The sequence below is a fragment of the Clostridium swellfunianum genome, assembly GCF_023656515.1.
GTDB lineage: Bacteria > Bacillota > Clostridia > Clostridiales > Clostridiaceae > Clostridium_AT > Clostridium_AT swellfunianum.
Window position 1 is genome coordinate 4,645,150 of sequence record NZ_JAMOFV010000006.1, and the last position, 17,824, is coordinate 4,662,973.

General features: G+C 36.1%; 14 protein-coding genes and 1 pseudogene. All 15 read right to left on the minus strand.

What is annotated here, in order from left to right:
- Positions 1-171: 171 nt before the first annotated feature.
- The 15 genes and pseudogenes from NBE98_RS21885 to NBE98_RS21950 all read right to left on the minus strand — a co-directional run bounded on the left by NBE98_RS21885 (position 172) and on the right by NBE98_RS21950 (position 17,719).
- Complete coding sequence (locus tag NBE98_RS21885; RefSeq protein WP_284703676.1) at positions 172-1,194, minus strand: sugar kinase; 1,023 nt, start codon at positions 1,192-1,194, stop codon at positions 172-174.
- Between the two features lie 91 nt (positions 1,195-1,285).
- Complete coding sequence (locus NBE98_RS21890) at positions 1,286-1,927, minus strand: bifunctional 4-hydroxy-2-oxoglutarate aldolase/2-dehydro-3-deoxy-phosphogluconate aldolase (RefSeq protein ID WP_250817238.1); 642 nt, start codon at positions 1,925-1,927, stop codon at positions 1,286-1,288.
- A gap of 144 nt (positions 1,928-2,071) precedes the next feature.
- The gene (locus tag NBE98_RS21895; protein WP_250817240.1) at positions 2,072-2,845 is read right to left on the minus strand and encodes an IclR family transcriptional regulator; all 774 of its coding nucleotides are present in this window, start codon (positions 2,843-2,845) and stop codon (positions 2,072-2,074) included.
- A gap of 143 nt (positions 2,846-2,988) precedes the next feature.
- Positions 2,989-3,693, minus strand: coding sequence for an FTR1 family protein (locus NBE98_RS21900; RefSeq protein WP_250817242.1), 705 nt, complete (start codon positions 3,691-3,693; stop codon positions 2,989-2,991).
- Positions 3,694-3,834: 141 nt separating this feature from the next.
- Complete coding sequence (locus NBE98_RS21905) at positions 3,835-4,311, minus strand: hypothetical protein (protein ID WP_250817243.1); 477 nt, start codon at positions 4,309-4,311, stop codon at positions 3,835-3,837.
- A 737-nt stretch (positions 4,312-5,048) separates the two neighbouring features.
- A complete protein-coding gene (locus tag NBE98_RS21910; RefSeq protein WP_250817245.1) occupies positions 5,049-5,816 on the minus strand; it encodes a tyrosine-protein phosphatase in 768 nt (255 codons plus the stop codon).
- 23 nt (positions 5,817-5,839) lie between these two features.
- A complete protein-coding gene (locus NBE98_RS21915; protein WP_250817246.1) occupies positions 5,840-6,508 on the minus strand; it encodes a CpsD/CapB family tyrosine-protein kinase in 669 nt (222 codons plus the stop codon).
- 11 nt (positions 6,509-6,519) lie between these two features.
- Positions 6,520-7,200 carry a YveK family protein gene (locus NBE98_RS21920; RefSeq protein WP_250817248.1) on the minus strand — a complete coding sequence of 227 codons (681 nt, stop codon included), beginning with the start codon at positions 7,198-7,200 and terminating at the stop codon, positions 6,520-6,522.
- Positions 7,201-7,375: 175 nt separating this feature from the next.
- The gene (gene pyk, locus NBE98_RS21925) at positions 7,376-9,133 is read right to left on the minus strand and encodes a pyruvate kinase (RefSeq protein WP_250817250.1); all 1,758 of its coding nucleotides are present in this window, start codon (positions 9,131-9,133) and stop codon (positions 7,376-7,378) included.
- Positions 9,134-9,181: 48 nt separating this feature from the next.
- Entirely contained in the window at positions 9,182-10,141 is a 960-nt protein-coding gene (gene pfkA / locus NBE98_RS21930) for a 6-phosphofructokinase (protein WP_250817252.1), read from the minus strand.
- Positions 10,142-10,391: 250 nt separating this feature from the next.
- A complete protein-coding gene (locus NBE98_RS21935; RefSeq protein WP_432432692.1) occupies positions 10,392-14,045 on the minus strand; it encodes a DNA polymerase III subunit alpha in 3,654 nt (1,217 codons plus the stop codon).
- A gap of 27 nt (positions 14,046-14,072) precedes the next feature.
- Positions 14,073-15,179: pseudogene (dnaE, locus tag NBE98_RS22635) on the minus strand (DNA polymerase III subunit alpha); the annotation flags it as partial.
- A gap of 111 nt (positions 15,180-15,290) precedes the next feature.
- A complete protein-coding gene (locus NBE98_RS21940; RefSeq protein WP_250817255.1) occupies positions 15,291-15,542 on the minus strand; it encodes a putative Se/S carrier protein in 252 nt (83 codons plus the stop codon).
- A gap of 5 nt (positions 15,543-15,547) precedes the next feature.
- Positions 15,548-16,807 carry a double-cubane-cluster-containing anaerobic reductase gene (locus NBE98_RS21945; RefSeq protein WP_250817256.1) on the minus strand — a complete coding sequence of 420 codons (1,260 nt, stop codon included), beginning with the start codon at positions 16,805-16,807 and terminating at the stop codon, positions 15,548-15,550.
- Positions 16,808-16,960: 153 nt separating this feature from the next.
- The gene (locus NBE98_RS21950; RefSeq protein WP_250817258.1) at positions 16,961-17,719 is read right to left on the minus strand and encodes an acyl-CoA dehydratase activase; all 759 of its coding nucleotides are present in this window, start codon (positions 17,717-17,719) and stop codon (positions 16,961-16,963) included.
- Positions 17,720-17,824 lie beyond the last annotated feature (105 nt).

A 17,824-nucleotide genomic window follows, 5' to 3' on the forward strand; every position in this document is an offset into this window, starting at 1 on the left:
CTGATTAAGAATATAACTTGTTTTCTAGTTATATTCTTACTCAAGAGGAAACTTTTATACAAAGCTATTTATGGTTTTAATGTGAAACTTACCTTATACATGCTCAAAATAGTGATTCTTCAACACTTTTTGAGCATGTATAAGATAATAGTTGAGCTTAAAACCCTATAATTATCTTTGAACTCTTCCAGAAGCATCGCCCTTAGCAAGTGCATCAACTTCTTCTACTGACATTAAGTTAAAATCACCTTCAACAGTGTGCTTTAAGCAGGAAGCTGCAACAGCAAACTCAAGAGCTGCTTGATTATCCATTCCTGAAGATAAACCATAAATAAGTCCGCCGCCAAAGGAATCTCCGCCACCAACTCTATCTATAATAGTCATGTCGTATCTCTTTGACTTATAGAACTCATTGCCATCATAAAGCATTGCTGACCAGCCATTGTGTGAAGCTGAGAAGCTTTCTCTTAGTGTTATAGCAACAGATTTAAGCTCGAATCTTTCAACTAATTGCTTAGCAACATCTCTGTAGCCTTCTTCACTTAATTCTCCGCCTTCAATGTTAGTAGCAGCAGCTTTAATACCAAATACTTTTTCAGCATCTTCTTCGTTAGCTATAACTACATCGCAGTACTTAACTATTTCAGCCATTACCTTGCCAGCCTTTTCAGTGCTCCAAAGCTTCTTTCTGTAGTTAAGGTCAACAGATACTGTAACTCCTGCTTCCTTAGCAGCCTTAACAGCATCTAAAGTTATAGCAGCACACTCATCTGAAAGTGCTGGAGTTATTCCTGTAAAATGGAACCATTCAGCTCCTTCAAAAATCTTCTTCCAGTCAAAATCTTCTCTTTTAGCTTCAGCAATTGCAGAGTGAGCTCTATCATATATAACCTTTGAAGGTCTTTGTGATGCTCCTTTTTCACAGAAGTATATACCTACTCTGTCTCCGCCTCTTTTTATTAAATCAGTATGAACTCCAAATTTTCTAAGCTCATTAACTGCAGCCTGACCTATTTCATGCTTTGGAAGCTTAGTAACAAAATAAGCCTCTTTTCCATAGTTAGCAAGTGAAACAGCAACGTTAGCTTCTCCACCACCATAAACTACTCCAAACTCCTTTGATTGTACAAATCTATCATAGTTCATTGGAGCTAATCTTAGCATTATTTCTCCAAAGGTTATAAACTTACCCATTATTAATATCCTCCTGTGTTTTTAAATTATATTACAAAATGTACAGCCTAAGCTGCTTATTTCAATGATTAGTATAAATCTAACCTAATACTTAGCCTCTTGCTTTTCTAACTGCTTCAACATAAGCTTCAGCTGTCTTTGTTACTGCTTCGTAGTCGCCAGTCTTAGCACCCTTAGTTAAGTCGCTTCCTATTCCTACGGCAACAGCACCAGCCTTTATCCAATCCTTAACGTTATCTAAGCTAACTCCACCAGTTGGCATAAAGTTTCCTTGTGGAAGAGGTCCCTTAAAGGCACTTATTATGGATGGTCCAAAAGCATTTCCTGGGAATACCTTAAGTATTTCTACACCAAGCTCTAAAGCTTCTACTGCATCTCTAACAGTCATAATACCAGGCATTACTGGAATTCTGTAACGGTTGCAAAGCTTAATTGTTTCTGGATTTAAGCTTGGACTTACTATATACTTAGCTCCTGCTAATATACAAAGTCTTGCAGTTTCTGGATCAAGTACTGTACCTGCTCCAATTATAACGTCTTCATCCTTGTAAATTTCTGAAAGCTCCTTAATAATGTCTACAGCACCAGGAACAGTCATTGTTATTTCAAGAGCCTTTATACCACCCTTTTTAACTGCATCAACAATTTTAATTCCTTGCTCCTTTGACTCTGCTCTTATAACGGCAACAACACCGCTTTCTATCATTTGTTGAATAGTTTGTAGTCTTTTCATGAAAGCTACCTCCTGCTTTAATTTTTATATAAACTAAATTTAGTGTTTCCATATACTAATAAATTAACTATGTTCCACGATATGAAACACAGTTTCATAATCGCAATATAATTTTACTACTTTAAATAAAGAACTGCAATAGTTTTATTTAAAGTAGCCTAACTGATTAGAAATTTCCTCAGCAGCTTGTAAAAGCTCACTCTTAACCTCTGGAAGCCTATCTTCAGTCATGTAAAATATTGGTCCTGAAATACTTACTGCTGCAATAATTTTACCTTTCCTATCATGAATTGGAGCAGCCACACAACGTATACCCTCTTCGTGCTCCATCTCATCAGTAGAATATCCTGCTTTTCTCACTTTGTGAAGCTCTTCAATAAAATTATCAACATTATCTATAGTACTTCTAGTAAACTTGTACATTTCCTTATGCTTAAGAAGCTCCTTAACCTTTTCATCCTCTTCAGAAGACAATAACACCTTACCTACAGCTGTGCAGTATAAAGGCACCCTTTTGCCTATCTGTGAATGCATTCTAACGCTTCCCTGCCTCAAGCTTTCTACCTTGTCTATATAAACAGCCTCATCACCATCTAAAATTGATAAGTGAACAACCTCGTTAGTTCTTTCTGAAAGCCTTCTTATATAAGGCCTTGCCACAGTTCTAACATCCATTCTGTCTAAAACAGAGCTGGCTAAAAACAAAACTTTCTTTCCAACTGTATAATTATCTGAATCAATATCCTTTTCAATATAGCCCTTGTTCATCAAGGTTCCCAAAAGCCTGTGAACAGTACTTTTATGCAGACCTACAGCATTACCAATCTCAGTAACCCCGCAAGATCTTTTTTCTCCTGCCAAAAACTCAAGTATATCCAAAGCCCTGTCCACAGACTGAACTGAATTTTCTCCTGACATAAACTCACCTGCCTAAACTTTATTGTATTATATCTATTATAAACCAAAATAAAAAAAATAGCAGCTGTTGAGCTGCCAAGTAATAAATGTGAATCAGTTGCACAAATATTCCATTAATGTATCTTTCCCATTTTTGAGCCAAGTTATACATTCTTCTTGATGTAGTCCTTGATAAGGGCCTTTAAGAAAAGATACAAAACTGGCAAACCATAAGCAAGCATACCCACCTTCTCAATCTGCTCGCCACCGTTTGGGACAACCAAAGCCAGGCCATCTCCAAACATTGAAGCTCCAATGTATATCATAACAAAAGAAATTATATCAAACAATATGCCTAAATTAAGTTTAAGTCCTCCCTTAAACAATAAATAATTAACGCCGAAAGCTGCAGAAAAACCAATTAAAACTCCAGCTATAATAATCAGCTTATTTCCACCAAGCATAGGAATGATAAACATAACTATTTCCATAGTCTCTCTAAAAACTGTAAGGAAGGTAAATATAAACATTCCAAAGCCAGTAGCGCTAACCTTATACTTTTCCGCAACATCCATATTAAAGGTCTTTTTCTGCCTCTTCATCCAAACTATATAGTAAATAACCAATATAGAAAGGAATATCATAAGTGTTCCGTTAAACAAATCCTTAGCATAACCTTCAAGGCCCTTTGTCTGCTCATACAGCATTATGCTGCTAAAAAGACTAACCCCAAAGCCTGCAAAAGCGCCTCCGTATATAAACTTTAAAAGCTCCCGCCTATTTATTTTAACAGCATAGGCAGATAAGGCAAAAACCACCATTAACATTTCTATGCTCTCACGCATTGAAATTATACTTACGTTTAGCATTTTTCTCCCCCTCCCCTTTTGCTTATATTTTTCTTGGTATATTATAAGCAGAAGAGAAGGGTTCGGTTACTATAGGCTTTCTTTATAAAAAAATAAAAGTTATGATTACTATTTTTCTAGTAATCATAACTTTCAAGAAAATTAGTTGTACTTAGCAAAGAGCAAGCAATCCATGGCTGGAAATTTTCTTATGTAAAGCTTTCCATCTGAAACCAAATAAGTATTGTTTGAGAAAACCTCAGTGACAACATCATTCTGCAAATCCAGCTCCTCAATTGAATCTAAGTCTGCAAAAAGCTTTATTGTAATATTTGAAAGATTAAATAACGCAACATAGCTTGCCTTAATTCCCTCGGCATGCATTACTAAAATATTTTCTTTTAGTATGTGCGAGCTAATATTTCTGTTAGGTATTATGTCATCTACAACCATTTGCAGCTGCTTAAACCTTAGGTTTCTTCCTGAAACCTCACCATTTAGTGCCTTAACTAATTCCTCAAGCTTCTTTCTCCCTCTCGAAAACTTGAGTCTTAACTTTAGCGCTATCTTTTGGCTAATGCCTTTATAGCTTTCTACGCAATTAAAGTATAAATTGTCTAGTGTTAGTTCATTCCCCATTTTCACGACTCCCCTCCACATAATAAATTATACCAGATAAATAACCTGCATCGCCTTATGTTTCGGTTACAAAATTACGCCATAAAATTACAATTTTGTATCATAAACTACAAAATCTTGTTGCAAATTTACAAGATAAACAAGCCATTTTCGGCAACATTTTTTTATAATTGTCAAGTGGTAATCTAAATTGCTCTATATTGCTTAACCCTATAAAACACTTTTGTTGCCTAGATCTATAAGGTCAGTCTTATCTATACTGGCTTCATCATTTGAAAGTAGCTTTGTCATTACAGCTACGTAAGTACTTGTCCCCTTGAACCTAACCTTATTAAATAAAGCTGATTAATTTGCCCCCGCCCATGGCATCAATAATATTAGTTAATCTCTCAAAGTTAACCTTAATATAATCCTATATTTCATTAGTAGTCTTAATCGTAAACTGAGTACCACCGTAGTGATAAGCATAATTTTTTAAACCCATCGACCCTCAGAATCGATATAGCTGTTTCTTATTCCAAGGGAGCTATTATCAGTAGTATTTTCTACTTCATTTACCTAACTGAAATACCCAAAATCAACTACACCTAAAACTAAACTCAAAACAACTTCCAGTACAATAAAAATTGCTTTTTTGTTCTTCCTATCTTTCAAGTTACCCCCTCAATCCTAATTACCACTATAGAACAAAAAAATACCCTTTAAGCTGTAAACAACTTAAAAAGGGTATGTAAATCTTATTTAAATAAACCAAAAAAATTAAATTTACTCTTAGATTTTTTTATTGAAAGAGGGTTAATCTCTTTTCCTTGGATTATATTATATTGATTTTCCTTAATCCAATCATAAAGCTCTCTATTTGTGTTGCTTATTATATCAAAGGTCTTGCTCATTTTGGTAGTTCTTCTATGATCATCATGCGCATCGCTTCCAACCATATGAATTAGGTTTCTTTTAATTAACATTTCTGCAAATTCCTTTATGTCTTTGCCGTATATTCCCCTAAGACTTCCTGCATTTATTTGTGCAAGCACACCTTGATCCACAAGGTTTTCAAGCAGTGATACATCTTTCATTATTCTGAAGTTTCTTTCTGGATGAGCAAGTATAGGCATTGCACCTAGAAGCCTTAGCTCGTAGAATATGTCCTCAGTATAAACAGGAAATTGCTGCATTGGAAGCTCTATAAGGATATAATTCGTATTGTTTATCCCCCACACTTTTTTTTCTTTAAAAAGTCTTGGAAGCTCTGGATGCATGTAAAGTTCTAGTGCAGGTATTATATTTATATCTATTTTCTTTAAAGCACAAAGCTGCTTTATTTCGTTTATTTTTTTAAAGTATTCTTCTCTGTTTTGCTCCACTTCCCCTGGTATAAAATGAGAGGTAGCACATATATAATCTGTGCCCTCTTCAACTGAGAGCTTTAACATATCTATGGACATATCAAAACTCTTTGATCCATCATCTATATAGGGGAGAATGTGACTGTGAAAGTCTACCATGTTTTTCACTCCCATATTATACTTTATTTATATTCATAGTTATAATAATAGTGATTCTTATCTCCTGCAGGAACCTTGTTTATTACTACACCTAATATTTTTCCTCCAACTTTATCAATTAGCTCTTTTGCTCTTACTATAGCTTTTTTCTCTGCCTGTCCGTAAGCTGCTACAAACATAACCCCATCTGTAAAGGTTGATAGTATTTGAGCATCTGTCACTGCTAATACTGGAGGCGCATCTAGAAGAATCATATCAAAATATCCGTGAAGTTCATTAATAAAACTTTTCATTTTTTTACTACCTAAAAGCTCAGCTGGGTTTGGTGGTATTGGTCCGCTTGTTAATACATAAAAATTTGGTATACTTGTTGCCTTAACAACTTCTTCTAGAGTTTTTTCCTTTGCCAGCAAGGTAGTTATACCTTCCTGATTGGATAGTCCAAGTTTTTTATGGACTGTAGGCTTTCTAAGGTCACAGTCTACAAGAAGTACTCTTTTACCGCTCTGAGCTATGGTTATTGCTAGGTTTGAAATAACTGTGCTCTTTCCTTCGCCAGGTTGAGTGGAAGTAACAACTAAAGTTCTTATATCTTCGTCTAAGGAAGAGAATTGTATATTCGTTCTCAAAGTCCTAAAGGCTTCTGCTGCCTGAGACTTTGGATTGCTTATCGAAATCATATCATTAATCATTCTGCTGCCCCCTATTTGTTTGTATCTGTTATCATCGGAATTGATCCTATAACTGGTAAATCCAGTATCTTTTCTAATTCATCTGGTGATTTTACTGTGTTATCCAAATATTCTATTAAGAATATTAGTCCGATTGAAACCATTAATCCTAGAAAAAACGCAATTGCCATGTTAAGCATTGGCTTTGGGCTGTCTGGAGTTGTAGGAAGCTGCGCAGGGTCAAGTATTTGAACATTGTCTGCTTTCTTTATATCGGTGCTAACTTGCTTTAGAGACTTTGCAAGTTGATTTGCTATATTCATAGCCTCTTCAGCATTATTTGATTTAACTGTTATTGTTAAAAATTCAGTATCTCCCTTTGGCGCTACAGAAATCATTCCTCTAAGTGCATCTGGCTTAATTTTTAAGCCTAATGCATCTATAGCATGTTCTGATACTGTTCTTGATTTGGCAAGTTCACTATAAGTTTTAACTAATTTCTGATACATCATAACATCGTTATATGTCATTGAAGGGGTCTTGGTATCTGCTGTATCCATTTTTCCAATTATTACAGATATATCTGATTTATAAGTTGGCTTAATAATAAAGTAGCTTACAATCCCACTTATCAAAGTTGCTACTAAAGTTATTATAACTAATAAAGACCATCTTTTCTTTAAAATACTCAAGTATTCTTGTAATTCCATCATTATTCCTCCTAATACACCTTAAAGCTACACGCCAGTTGCATACATGCGACATTGTATATTATACATTACCACACAATTAATAGAAAGTATTTTTTTATAGGAAAAAGTGCCTAAAGATAGTTTAACCCCTATACATTACATATATAGGGGTTAAACTAATAACTTTTATGGATGTTTATACTAAATTAACTTTTCCGCCGTATATAATCCCTCTTCTAACATCTAAAGTTATGAAGGAACCAGTTTTTAATACGTCTGTTACATTAGCTGCGTCATATATTAAAGGAATTTCTTTTAGCATGCATTGGATAGTTATTTCTGAGTCTACTGAAGGCTGCTCTGTTATTATGCCAGAAACCTTGTCTAATAGATTAAGGCAGCTCTTGTCTAGCTCTTTAACTACTAGTATATCGCCCTCTTGAATGTTTTCATGAGCTTCCTTCATGTCCTTTACTAAATTTGCAGAACCAAAGCCATGAACTGAGCCTGAAGGCTTTCCTTGAGCTAGTATATCTCCAACCACGTGAACCTTCATCATGTTTGTAGTTCCAACATAGTTAGCTGGTATTCCTGCTGCTATTACTACTAGGTCACCGTTTCTAACATAGCCTGTAGCACGTGCTATATCAACTGACTTTTCAATAAGCTCATCTGTTGATTCCATTCTTTTTGCAACTATAGGGAACACACCCCAGTTTAAAGCTAATTTTCTTGCTACACTATCATATGGAGTTACAGCTATTACCGGACACTCTGGTCTGTAGTTTGAAACTATTCTTGCTGTATGTCCGCTTTGTGTTGCAGTTATTATTGCTGCAGCATTAAGATCCATTGCAGTGTTGCAGGTTGCAAGGCTTATTGCGTTTGGCACGTTTGGTACATGATTTCTTCTTCTTTTCTTTAGCTTTTCTTCATAGTTAAGAGCCATTTCTGCTCTTTCAGCTATTTTAGACATGGTTACAACTGTTTCTACTGGATACTTTCCATTAGCAGTTTCTCCACTAAGCATTATTGCATCTGTACCATCGAATATAGCATTTGCAACGTCAGAAGCTTCTGCTCTTGTTGGTCTTGGGTTTTTAATCATGGAATCCAGCATTTGAGTTGCAGTTATAACTGGCTTTCCTTGTGCATTACACTTTTCTATTATCATCTTTTGAACTACAGGAACATCTTCTGTTGGTATTTCAACTCCAAGGTCTCCTCTAGCTACCATTATTCCATCGGAGAACTTTATTATTTCATCTATATTATGAACTCCTTCGTGGTTTTCGATTTTGGAGAATATAAGTATATCTCCTCCGCCGTGCTCTTGAAGGAATTTTCTAATGTGCAGTACGTCTGCAGCTTTTCTTATAAAGGAAGCTGCTACTATATCGACACCCTGTTCAATACCAAATTTTAAATCATCTATGTCTTTTTCTGTTACTGCTGGAAGAGTTGTTACTACTCCTGGAACATTAACATTTTTGTTGTTTCCAAGTGCACCGCTGTTTTTTACTGTACAGCTTATTTTTGTGCCTTCAATTGAATTAACCTGCAGACCAACAAGCCCGTCAGCTATTAAAATTGAGTCTCCTATTTTTACATCCTTATAAAGGTCCTTGTAGGAAACTGAGCACTTTGTATTGTCTCCAAGCACTTCTTCACCACAGTAAACTGTGAAAGGTGCTCCTTCTTTAAGCTCTACAGCACCGCCTTCAAACTTTCCGGTTCTTATTTCTGGACCCTTAGTGTCTAGGATTATTGCTATGGACTTGTTGTATTTAGCTCTAAGCTCTTTTACAAGATCCATTCTTTTTCCATGTTCAGCATGATCTCCATGGGAGAAATTATGTCTTGAAGCATTCATTCCAGCTTCTATAAGCCTTGAAAGTATTTCTTCATTCTGGCTTGCAGGACCAACAGTGCATATTATTTTCGTTTTTCTCATAAATTTCCCTCCGATATATCTTGTACTGCATGTAAAGATAATTATATTTTAATATGATAAGGACTTAGCTATTTCGTAGGTTTTTTCGTCAAACTTTCTTGGCATAGCTAGGGCTTCTGTAGTGTCCAAATCTATAATGTTCATACCATTGCAGCCTATAACTCTAGCTGTTTTTCCTTCAACTAAAAGTTCTACTGCTCTTGCTCCCATTTTTGAAGCTAAAATTCTATCAAAGGCTGATGGACTTCCACCTCTTTGGATGTGTCCAAGTATTGTAGCTCTTGTTTCAATTCCTGTTATTTCTTCTATTTTCTCTGCAAGGTCATTAGCTCCACCAACACCTTCTGCTACTAGTATAAGGTTGTGAAGTTTTCCTTTTTGCTTTCCATCTAATATTACTCTGCATATATCATCTAAATTGTATCCCTTCTCAGGTACAATTATGCTTTCAGCTCCACCTGCAAGACCTGCATACAATGCTATGTCACCGCAGTTTCTTCCCATAACCTCAACTATGCTTATTCTTTCGTGTGAAGTTGAAGTATCTCTTAGTTTGTTTATTGCATCTAATACAGTATTTAAAGCTGTATCAAAACCTAATGTAAATTCAGTGTATGGAAGATCGTTGTCTATAGTTCCTGGAATTCCTATTGTTTTAACTCCAAGGTCAGATAATAGTCTAGCTCCTGTAAAGGAACCATCTCCCCCTATAACAACTAGTCCATCTATTCCATAAACCTTAAGTATTTGCGCTGCTTTTTTTCTTACTTCTTCTTTTTTAAATTCTGTGCATCTAGCTGTCTTTAGTATTGTTCCACCTCTTTGAATGATATCTGATACACTGTTTCTGTTCATTTCAAAGATTTCTCCATTTAAAAGACCACTGTAGCCTCTTTGGATACCCATTACTTTTAAACCTTTATCAAGACCTGCTCTAACAACTGCTCTAATAGCAGCATTCATTCCTGGCGCGTCTCCTCCACTAGTTAGTATTGCGATAGTTTTCATGATTATCTCCTTTCATTAGAAGCATTATGTTATTGCATTGTTATACCAAATTTGTCCACTAGGGACAGTTCTTGTCCCGCGAATCTTAAAAAAATCTTAAAATTTACCCAGACTAATTTTATCGTAATTTGGGGAAATAAGCAACTGTAATTCAGTTAATAATGAATATTTGGTGATTATAACAAAGAAGCTGGCTAACTGGTTATAGGGTTAGCCAGCCCTATGGTTAAATTGTTATACGGTTATATTTCTATTGTACCTTAACATTACTTTCACCAAATTGCTGCTTTAAGTAATCTATCAATTCATCGTTTGGTTTTACGCTAAATTCTCTGTCCAATTGGAATTTTAATCTTTCTTTTTTAGTGCATATAAAAACTGCCTGATTTCCTTTGTGCTCCAGCAATTTGTTTTTAATTTTTTCAAAGGCTTCTTTCCTTAGTGTCTCATTATCTATTAGGATATATACTTTTTCATTGCTTGCCTTTTCTAAGGGCACCAAGGTTTCACAAAGAATTTTAGGCTGCTCTTCTTCCCTTATGCTCACTCTTCCAGTAATTTTTATTACTGCATCCTCTTCAAGAAGCTCCCTGCATTTTTCTAAAACCTTTGGGAAAATTATTACTTCTATTCCGCCATACATATCCTCAAGCCTTATAAAAGCCATCATATCATTGTTTTTGGTGAATTTTTTAGTTACCTCTGCAATCATTCCGCCAATTATAACCCTGTCGCCGTCTCTAATTCTGGAGGGCTGCTGAGTTGCTCCTTCCTCTAAGGCTTCGTTAGTTATAATTTCTGTAATTCTGGTGTTTGTTGCAAGCTTTAAGGTTTCCTCAAATTCCTCCAGCGGATGACCAGACAGATAAATGCCTGTCATTTCTTTTTCCATAGCTAAAAGATATTTCTTTTCAAATTCTTTTAAATTTGGAAATTGAACCTCTACATTCCCCAGCGCTGCATCCTGAAAGTCTGCAAACAGGCTCATCTGACCCTGAATATTTTTCTTGCGTTCATTATGCATGCCGTCTAATAGCTTTTCGTATACCGCCATCATCTGTGAGCGGTTAACCTTGAAGCTGTCAAAGGCTCCTGCTTTTATTAAGCTTTCAATAGCTCTTTTATTTATAAGTGACACATCTATTTTATTATAAAAATCAGTAAGGCTTGTGAAATTGCCTTTTTCTTCTCTGGACTTCACTATGCTCTCAATAACATTCATGCCTACGTTTTTAATAGCTGCCATTCCAAAGCGTATCTTATTTTCCTTTACCGTAAACTTAGCATAGCTTTCATTTATATCAGGCACAAGCACCTCTATGCCAAGCTCATTTGCAAAGCGAATGTAATACGCTACCTTTTCGTTTATACCCATTACACTATTCAGCATTGCTGCAATGAATTCTGTTGGGTAGTAACGCATAAGGTATGCGGTTTGGAAGCCTATAACTGCGTAGGCCGCTGCATGCGATTTGTTAAAGGCATAACTTGCAAAGTCCATCATTTGATCAAATATTTTATTTGCTGCTTCTTCACTTATTCCGTTTCTGATGCAGCCTGGTACTTCTATATTTCCGTTTTTGTCTACAATTCCATGAATGAAGTTATATCTTTCTTCCTCCATGACCTTGTGCTTTTTCTTAGACATGGCACGTCGTACTAGGTCCGCACGTCCCATGGAATAGCCTGCGAGCTCTTGCACTATAAGCATAACCTGTTCCTGATATACCATTACCCCGTATGTCACATCAAGTATTGATTCAAGCTCAGGGGTCTCATAGTGCGTACTTTCAGTATTCCTCTTTCCTTCTACATACCTGGGTATCTCAGCCATAGGACCTGGTCGATACAAGCTTATACCAGCTATGATATCTTCAAAGCCATCTGGTTTAAGGTCTTTCATGAAGGAAGTCATACCTGGCGATTCTAGTTGGAATACTCCAACGGTTTTGCCTTCGCCAATCATCTTGTAGACTTCTTTATCATCAAAATCTAATTTATCTAAATCAATGTCTATTCCTCTGCCTTCCTTAATCATTTCTACAGCATCTCGCATTACTGTAAGTGTACGAAGACCTAAGAAGTCCATCTTTAAAAGTCCAAGCTCCTCAAGGGTTCCCATAGGGAACTGAGCCACTATATTGCCTTCATTTCTTTGCATTGGAACATAATTAACCAATGGCTGAGAAGCTATAACTACCCCTGCAGCATGAGTTCCTGAGTGTCTTGGAAGACCTTCAAGGGATTTGGCAACGTCTATAAGCTCCATGACTCTCATATCATTTTCATAAGCATTTTTCAGCTCAGGATTAATGTCCAAGGCTTTGTTAATTGTTATTCCCAGCATGGTAGGTATCATCTTTGCTATTCTATCTACCTCGCTGTAGGAATAGTTCATGGCTCTACCTACGTCTCTTATACAAGCCCTTGCTGCCATGGTTCCAAAGGTTATGATTTGGGATACGTTGTTTACCCCGTATTTTTCTACTACATAATCTATTACTTCTTGACGACGTTCGTAGCAGAAGTCAGAATCAATATCTGGCATGGATACACGATCCGGATTTAAAAATCTTTCGAACAGCAAATTATACTTAAGTGGGTCTATTTTAGTAATTCCTAAGGTGTAGGCAACCAAAGACCCCGCAGCACTATTGTGTACAGCTATAGAATTTGCTACATACGACCTATCTGGTGGAACTGATAAATCATATACTTTTCCTTCATATTTTTGCTTGCTTACTTTTGTAATCTTAATATAAATATAGTTATCATCAACATAGGAGCTATCATTTCGATAAAATTTCTGCTCTCTAATTGGGATTGTAAAATATTTAAAATCCTCATTCCATCTAAGCAGCTGACCACCAGATACACAAGCAGAGTACTCTTCGCTCCAGTTTTCCTGCTGTTTTTTTCTTATTTTAATAGAAGTCCAGTATCCTAACCTTGCTAGTATAAGTCTTAACTGAGTGGTCAATTTATACGAAGTAGTAGTATACTTAATCCTAAAGCTATTTGATCCACTGCTTATATCCGAGTAGCTTCCGTCTCCCCTAAACATATATGCTATCAGTATTTTCAGAAGGTCATTGTTTCCACCCTCTATAATCTGATTTGGTATATGTTTATAGTTAGCACCTTCTCCACAAATACACCTCATAAACTGAGCTATAGGCTTTGAGTTGAATTCTATACTTGTTGCATATCTCGTTTTATTATCATGTATATAGCATTCTACCCCGAATATTTGCTTTGCTAATGCAGCTACTTCTTCAATATATTCTGTCTCTTCTCTATTAAAGCCGAAGCCAAGCTTATAAGTTCTTTGTTCTTCATTAATATGAGTCCAACCTTCAGCTATAAAATAACCAAGAAATCTAGCAAAGCTTTCATCAAAGCTTATATGTCTGTTTACTTTTTTGCTTTCAAGCTTATTGCTTCCTATTTCATACCATATAAAATTTTCATCATACTTCAGGTGCTCGTCTAAAGTGCAATACTCTAAAATATCATAAACAATTTCTCTTGGCTCTATGTGGTTTCTTGGATACACTACAAAATCGTTCTTATTAAGCTTTTGAGCCTCATTCCACTCTAGTTTATAATCTATAAATGGAGGCTGCTTACATCTTTTTCTTGCATAATCACCGCAGGTTAGCTTGCAAACTGTCGGAAGCTTTGTTATATCAGACCATTCTTTTTTACACCTAGAGGTTATGACTGACAAAACCTTATGATCATTAGTTAAATATAATTTTTCATTAACTGCTTCGATGCATGTAATCTCTTCGTCACAATCATAATGAAGTTGTTCTTCAACCTCATGTACTCTTCCCTGCGCCGTTACAATTTTGTCTCCTTTTTTAATCTGCTCTATTTCACAAGTACTTCCATCGGCCATTAAAATTTTAGTTCCAGGTAAAAAGCAACCTCTTCCAGCCCCTGTCGCTATCTTATTTTCATTTGCAAACCTTATAAAATCCCAAACTATAAGGAAGTAATCCACATAGCCCATGTTTTTTATTACTCCAAGCTCATATTCTAGCCTGTCTGTAAGCTCCTGAGTCATGTCCTTATAGCGTTCTCTTAAGCCTTTATAGCAGGTTTCCTTTAGATAATCGTAAGGGTCTACCCCCTCAGGCAGAGGAAACTTAGGCAGCTTTGACACGTGAAACTCGTAATCAAAATTGCACTGTTCTGCTATTTTCACTGTGTTATTCAAGGCTTGCGGCACATAGGAAAATACCTTATACATTTCTTCAGGAGACTTAAGATAGAACTGGTCTGAAGGATATCTCATTCTATTCTCCTCATCTACAGTCTTTCCTGTTTGAACGCAGAGAAGAATGTCGTGAGCCTTCCAGTCCTCCTGATTTATGTAGTGAACGTCATTAGTGCAGATTAAAGGTATATCAAGCTCTTCTGAAAGCTTTATGAGCTCTTCGTTTACCCTAAGCTGCTCGTCGATACCGTGATACTGAAGCTCAAGATAAAAGCCTTCTTTGAAAATATCCTTGTAAATAAGGGCTACTTCTATGGCTTTTTGTCTGTTTCCACTGGACAAGTAGGATTGAACCTCACCACCAAGACAGGCACTTGTAGCTATCAAACCTTCACTGTGCTTTCTTAAAAATTCATGGTCCACTCTTGGCTTGTAATAAAAGCCTTCAATGGAGGCCATTGATACTATCTTCATTAAATTTTTATAGCCAGTGTCGTTTTTAACCAGCAAAACCAGGTGGTGGGTTTCATTTTCTTTGTTATTTGTTTTATCATACATGGATTTTGCCGCAACATATATTTCACACCCTATGATTGGCTTAATTCCCTGATCCTTTGCTGCTTTATAAAAATCTACGCAGCCGTACATTACCCCGTGGTCTGTTATGGCAATGCTCTTCATTCCAAGCTCTTTTGCCCGGGCAATTAAATTAGGAATCTTGCCAGAACCGTCTAAAAGACTGTACTCTGTGTGCACATGCAGATGAACAAAATCCCCATTAAAGCTGTTCTCCAATATTTCACTTCCTTTCATAATGCCGCAAAAGCGACAAATATAGGATTACTTTAATTTTATAGTTTTAGCTTGATTAATTCAATATTAATTGAATGGAAGCAAAAAAAGATACTGCTTTGAGGCAGTATCTTAATAAAATTTCTTATAAACTTTTTCTAAGCTTTTAAAGCCAATGATTGAAATTGAGTTATCACTCACAAGACTTTTTATAGCCTCTTCATCTTCCTTCTTATACTCCATGCAAATGCCGCAGGACACTGAAAGCTCTCTTGGCGTTGGAACTATTGTATATTTTATCTTTTCTTTCTTTAAAAGAGCTTCAAGTGTCAGACCTGTTGTGTAGTTAGGAAAAAGAATATAGTTTTTAATTGCATTTTCCATAGCTTTTATAGCATTTCCAAGAAGGCTTCCACTCTTGTTTTAATTTGTCCAGCATCTTCAGTGGAGTAATCAGTTTCTATATTTATTATTGGAATTCCTGCTTCCTTTAACTCTTTTTCTACCTTGTTGTATTCAATAGCATAAGTATGGCAGAAGGAAAGATTTGAGTAAACAACTCCATCTACTTTGTATTCTTCTACATATCTCTTGATATCATCTATTCTTCCTGTGTTTGGTGTAAAGCAAGCACAGTTTATGTTTAAATATCTGTCAGCAAGATTCTTTATTAGGTTTTCTATAGTTTCGCCTTCCAGTGATACTTCATTTTCAAAGTATCTTGTACCTGTACAGGTTTCTTCAACTACAACCTCAGCCTCTAAATTTTCTATTATGTCATGAAGCTTCCAGTTTGGAAGAGCCATTGGAGTTCCTGTTATCATTATTCTCTTCTTACCTTCGCTCTTCATTGCTTTAGCTCTTTCCTCAAGCTCATCGCACAAGGCATTAACTTGAGCAACAAATCTTTCTGGATCATCATAGAAGGCTATTTGGGAAATTAAGAGTGCATCCTTACCGCTTATTGGTGATGGTGTCAGCTTTCTAAAATCATAAAGTCTCTTTAAAGCTCTTCTCTTGCTGTTAGCTATTTCAATACCTTTCTTTAAGCTTTCTACAGTAACCTTGTTTCCTGTAAGCTCTTCAACTTTTTCTATAAATATTTTTATTTCATCCATCCACATGTTATAATCTTTTGTTCTTTTCATTTGAGGAAGATCCATAACATGTACTGGTACATATTCATCTAATATCTCCCAAGCTTTTTTCTTTCCATCACAAGTAGTTTCTCCAACTATCATGTCTACAGATTGAAAATAAGGACAAGTTCCGCTAACCTTTGCTCCTACAGCTGCTTTTATTAATGGACACATATTTCTTGGAAGATGCTTTTCACCATCCTCAACCCAAAACTGTGAACCAGCGCAAAGCCCAACTGATATTGCATTTGCAGCAAGTATAACTTCATCTGGTACAAATACGCAGAAGGTTCCAAGCACCTTGCCGCCCTTTTCCTTATGAGCATTAAGTTCAGCTGGTCTTAAGCCATGAACCTCTGAAACAACAAAATTAAAATAGTTCATTCCCTCTGGTCTGTTTTCTTGGCTCAAATATACTGAACCATACATCTCAGGAAGCACTGCACATAATTGGTCGTGCTTTTCTAAATCCATGTTTAAATCTTTCCATAATTGTCTGTAGTCACCCATAACCCAATCCTCCAAAATTTTATTTAATGACCTGCTGTGCTAGTTAAGTCTCTAATCACCGCGAGAAGGTATAAAATATGCATTATTAGCAGTTCGCTTCACATATTTTATACCTTCTCGCTGGGTTAGGCTTTAACTAGCACAACGAGTTAATTATTTATTCATAGCTTTAGCTGCAACAGCTGCTCCTATTGCTCCTGCGTATCTTCCGAGCTCATGGGACTTAACCCTTTTGCCAAGCTTCCTTGAAAAGCTTTCAAGAATTGCGCTGTTTTCGCATAGACCTCCAGTCAAAATATAATTGCCTATGGTGCTATGCTTTTGACATAAAGACTTAACCTTTGAGGTTATTGCATCTATAACTGCAAAAGCTATATTTTCTCTTTTTTCCCCTCGGCCAATTAAGCTTATTACCTCTGATTCAGCAAATACCGTACACATAGAACTAATGGTTGTAGAGCTCCCAAGCTTAGAAAGCTCGCTAAGCTTGTTTATGCTTAGCCCTAAGGTTCCTGCCATAAGCTCTAAAAATCTGCCTGTTCCAGCGGCACATTTGTCGTTCATAGTGAAATCGGTTACGTTTCCGTTTCGAAGGGTAATAATTTTTGTATCTTGCCCGCCTATGTCTATAACAGTGCAATCTTCGTTAAAAAGATAATGTGCTCCTTTTCCATGACAGGTTATTTCAGTAATAGTTTTTTTTGCATAGGGTACAGAAACTCTTCCATAGCCAGTCGCAACTATACTGCTTTTTTCAAAATATCCTGCTTCCATAAGCCTCTGTTTTATGCTTTCTGCAGTTTCAACACTGCTCCACCCAGTAGGCTGCGTAAAACAGCTAAGAAGCTTGTCATCCTCAAATACAGCTGTCTTTGAAGCAGTTGAACCAATGTCAATTCCTATGTAAAACATACCATCACCCCACATTGTTAAATTATATTCAATGACATGTAAAAAATCTAATTGAAAAAATAAATGAATCACTATGCAAGTATTGGTAAATCAAATAACTTCATA